At 63.2% G+C, this 4,073-nt stretch carries 4 protein-coding genes and 1 pseudogene; 4 read left to right on the top strand and 1 reads right to left on the bottom strand.

Going from position 1 to position 4,073, the window contains the following annotated elements; genetic code table 11:
- From AACS18_RS02380 to AACS18_RS02365, 4 genes are all read left to right on the top strand, one after another.
- Positions 1 to 1,013: ATP-binding cassette domain-containing protein (locus tag AACS18_RS02380; protein ID WP_146184837.1), on the top strand; the 1,013-nt coding region annotated here is incomplete at its 5' end.
- Positions 1,006 to 2,736: a heme ABC transporter ATP-binding protein/permease CydC gene (gene cydC, locus AACS18_RS02375; protein ID WP_108613624.1), complete on the top strand. Its 1,731-nt coding sequence runs from the start codon at positions 1,006 to 1,008 to the stop codon at positions 2,734 to 2,736. The genes AACS18_RS02380 and cydC, both read left to right, overlap by 8 nt.
- Before the next feature lie 174 nt (positions 2,737 to 2,910).
- Positions 2,911 to 3,282, top strand: coding sequence for an Rcs stress response system protein RcsF (rcsF, locus tag AACS18_RS02370; protein ID WP_041235016.1), 372 nt, complete (start codon positions 2,911 to 2,913; stop codon positions 3,280 to 3,282).
- 9 nt (positions 3,283 to 3,291) lie between these two features.
- The gene (locus AACS18_RS02365) at positions 3,292 to 3,678 is read left to right on the top strand and encodes a DUF488 domain-containing protein (RefSeq protein WP_108613623.1); all 387 of its coding nucleotides are present in this window, start codon (positions 3,292 to 3,294) and stop codon (positions 3,676 to 3,678) included.
- 159 nt (positions 3,679 to 3,837) lie between these two features.
- Here AACS18_RS02365 and AACS18_RS02360 read toward each other — a convergent pair.
- Positions 3,838 to 4,073: pseudogene (locus AACS18_RS02360) on the bottom strand (NAD-dependent epimerase/dehydratase family protein); the annotation flags it as partial.

Genomic DNA, 4,073 nt, shown 5'->3' with positions numbered 1-4,073 from the left:
TGGAGTTCTTCGCCGCCATTTCAGTGGCACTGGTCGCCGTCTACTTCGGCTTCTCTTATATCGACCATCTGAACTTTGGTAGCTATGGGGTCAAGGTTACCCTCTTTACCGGTCTGTTCGTGCTGTTTCTCGCCCCCGAGTTCTACGCCCCGCTGCGGGAACTGGGTGCCCACTACCACGCCAAGGCGCAGGCTATCGGCGCTGCCGAGCAGCTGCTTGAATTCCTCGAAGCCGAGGTGAGCGAACCGGCTGCAGGCACGGCGCCGTTCCATGCCGACAGCCCGGTCAAGGTCGAAGCCAAAGGGCTTGAAGTGCTGAGCGCCGAAGGCAAGGTGCTGGTCGGCCCCATCGACTTCACCCTGGAAGCCGGTTCACGTACCGCCCTCATCGGCGTCAGCGGCGCAGGCAAGAGCTCGCTGGTCAACGCCCTGCTCGGCTTTGCTCCCTATAGTGGTGAGCTCAAGGTCAACGGGCAGGAGCTTGCCACCCTCGACATGAGCCAGTGGCGCCTGCAACTGGGCTGGCTCTCGCAAAACCCGCAGCTGTTCCACGCCTCCTTGCGCGACAACCTGCTGCTGGCCAAACCGACGGCCAGCGACGCCGAGCTGGAAGATGCCCTGAAACGGGCGCAAGCGTGGGAATTTGCCATGGAGAAGGGGCTCGACTATCCAGTCGGCGATCAGGCAGGTGGCCTCTCGGTCGGTCAGGCCCAGCGCCTCGCACTGGCGCGCACCCTGCTCAAATCAACCCAGCTGATGGTGCTCGATGAACCGACCGCCAGTCTGGATCGCCACTCCGAACGCGCCATCATGACCACCATTGAGCAGGTGATGGCTGGCCAGACCCTGCTGATGATCACCCACCGCCTCGACCAGCTCACCAAGATGGACAAGATTCTGGTGCTGGCCCGCGGCCAGCTGGTGGAGCAAGGCAGCTTCCAGCAACTTAGTTCTGGGCAGGGGCCTTTTGCCCGCCTGCTCTCCCAACGTTCCGGAGGTTCTCTCGATGAGTGATCTGTTGCCGTTTCTGCGCCTCTATCGCCAACACTGGCTCAGCCTCACCATTGGTTTGCTGCTGGCGCTGGTGACCCTGGCCGCTGGCATGGGGCTGCTCTCCCTCTCCGGCTGGTTCCTCTCCGCCGCTGCCGTGGCGGGGATGACAGTTGCGACGACCCATGCCTTTAACTACATGACCCCTGCAGGCGGGGTGCGCTTCTTCTCCATCGTCCGTACCGCCGGTCGCTGGGGTGAGCGGGTAGTGAGCCACGATGCCACCTTCCGGGTATTGACCCGACTGCGGGTCTGGTTCTGGCAGAAACTCTCGCCGCTCTCCACCGGTACCCTGGCCGGTTTTCGTCAGGCGGATCTGCTCAACCGACTGGTGGCCGACATCGATGCGATGGACCACGTCTATCTGCGGCTGATCACCCCCATAGGCGCGGCCCTGCTCAGCACCGCCGGACTGGTCTTCTTCCTGTCGTTTTTCGACAGCCGCCTCGCCCTCACCCTGGGTGCCATTCTGCTATTTGGCATGATTGCCCTGCCGCTGGTGTTCTACTTCCTCGGCCGTCGCCCCGGTCAGGCGCTGATTGCCGAAAAATCAACCCTGCGCACCCGAATGGTGGACTATCTGGATGGTCAGGCCGAACTGCAGATGTTTGCCGCAGCTCCCAAGGCGCTGGTTGAGCTGCAACAAGCCGAACAGGCACTGCTCGTCGCGCAGGCCCGTATGGCCAAGGTGAGCGGGCTGGCCAACTTCTCGGTGCAACTGCTGAGCGGCTGGACCCTGACCCTGATGCTCTGGCTGGCCGGTCATGGAGTGGCGGGCGCTGCGCCCGACCCCATTACCGCGTTGATGGTCTTTGCCACCCTGGCCAGCTTCGAGGCACTGATGCCGCTGGCGGGGGCTTTCCAGCACCTCTCCACCAGCCTCACCTCGGCACGCCGCCTGAACGAGATCCTGCAAGAGGCAAAAGCCCCCGTGTGGGGCGGCGGACAGACCCATGCCACCGCTGGCACGCTGCAGATCAATGACCTCTATTTTGGCTACCCGGACAATCCCCAGCCGGTGCTGCGTGGCTGCACCCTGCAACTGCACGCTGGGGAAAAGCTGGCCCTGCTGGGCCAGACCGGCTGCGGCAAATCGACTCTGATGGGGCTGCTGACCCGTGAGTGGAGCCCGCAGGCTGGCAAGATCCTGCTGGGTGGCAAGCCGCTCACCGACTACAGCGAAGGGGCGCTGCGCGCCTCCATCTCGGTAGTAAGCCAGCGGGTGCATCTGTTTGCCGATACCCTGCGGGGCAACCTCAAGCTGGCCGCCCCGACCGCCACTGACGAGCAGCTGATTGCGGTACTGACCCAGGTCGGACTGGCCAATCTGCTGGAGGATGAGGCGGGTCTCGACGCCTGGCTCGGTGACGGCGGCCGCCCCCTCTCCGGTGGTGAGCGTCGCCGTATCGGCATCGCCCGCGCCCTGCTGCACGATGCGCCGCTCTGGCTGCTGGACGAACCGACCGAAGGGCTCGACAGTCAGACCGAACGGGAGATCATGGATCTGCTGTTCCGGCTCGGGGCAGATCGCACCTTGCTGCTTATCTCCCACCGTCTGCTGGGGATGGAGCAGATGGACCGGATTGCCCTGATGGAAGAGGGACAGATCCGTCTCTGCGCCCCGCACAACGAGCTGCTGGCGGATGATTACTACCGCAGCCTCTATCAGCGACTGGCTCCTGTTTGATATCAGCCTGATATCAGGCTGATGGGGGTCACACCCCGACAACAGGGCGCAAAACGGGGCTGGTCGCGGCAGGCGGCTGGCCCCTATAATGTCCCCCTCATTATTCAACAAGATGCTGACATGGAGCGCCTGCGCATTTCTACTGTCCTCATCACCGACACAAGATACGAGACGATGAAACGCCTGATCCTGATGATGCCCCTGATTGCCTCCGGCTGTGCCAACTACGCCTTCAACAGCAATCTGGATAAAGAGAACTTCGACGAATACTTCAAACCCGGTAGCGTGCGCATCTATGAACAGGATGAGCTGGCTGACCTCAACTACCTCTACCTTGGCACCATCGAGGGTGAATCCTGCCAGGCCGATGCCAACCAGCCGGTGCCCAACGCCGGTGAAGCGCGCACCCTGGCCCGCCGCCGCGCCGCCGACATGGGCGGCAACGGCGTCACCATCGACAAGTGTGCCGAATTCAGCGACACCCCGGGCTGCCTGAGACAGGTGATCTGCTACGGGCAGGCGCTGAAAGTGGCCGAAGAGAAGTAACTCACTGTCATGGCCCTCGCTATCGTTCGCCTTGGCAGCCCGCGCCTGCCCGATGAGGGGCTGCGGATCGGCACGGTGCGCCGCCCGCCCCGCGGCGTACCCAAGAGCGAATTTGCCAACCAGCATTGGTACGATGTCTGGTTTCCCAACCTGGCGCCCAGCAGCGAGACCATGAAGCTGGGGCAGGCAGCCGAGACACCCGCCCAATGGGCGGCGTTTGGCAAACAGTACAAGGCCGAGATGGCGCAACCTGCCGCCAGGCATGATCTGGCGCTGCTGGCCGCCCTCTCCCACACCACCAACCTCTCGGTCGGTTGCTACTGCGAGCAGGAGTCCCGCTGCCATCGCACCATTTTGAAAGAGCTGCTGGTAGCCGCGGGGGCCGCCATTCGTTAGGACGGCGAGCGAAGACGGCCCCATGGGGAATCTCGTCAACCGATCTTCGGTAGCCATCAGGTATGAATAGACAGAGAGGGCATCTCGCGGGATGCCCTCTCTCGTTGTATTCACACCTGCCGCGCCACGCTCGGTAGCAGCGGCTCGATGCACCCTCTCTTATTGCAGACTGGGCTCCAGCAACAGCTGCCGTAGCGAAGTCTCCTCGGCCTGTGTCATGGCATTCTCCACCCCCCCGGCGGCAGGCTCGATGGCGAGCCAGTGGGCAAGGTCGGCGGCGGTCTCCTCCAGCGGCCGGAAGTTCAATCCCTTCACGATGGCCGCCTCGGCGCTTATAGAGCCGTAACCGGCAAACTCAGCCTGCGCGCAGGGCAAGAGGGTGGGATAGCTATGCC

It is taken from the genome of Aeromonas sp. HMWF015, assembly GCF_963878965.1.
GTDB classification, from domain to species: Bacteria; Pseudomonadota; Gammaproteobacteria; order Enterobacterales; family Aeromonadaceae; genus Aeromonas; species Aeromonas veronii.
The sequence above is the reverse complement of the archived record's forward strand: the minus strand, read 5'-3'. Positions and strand labels throughout refer to the sequence as shown.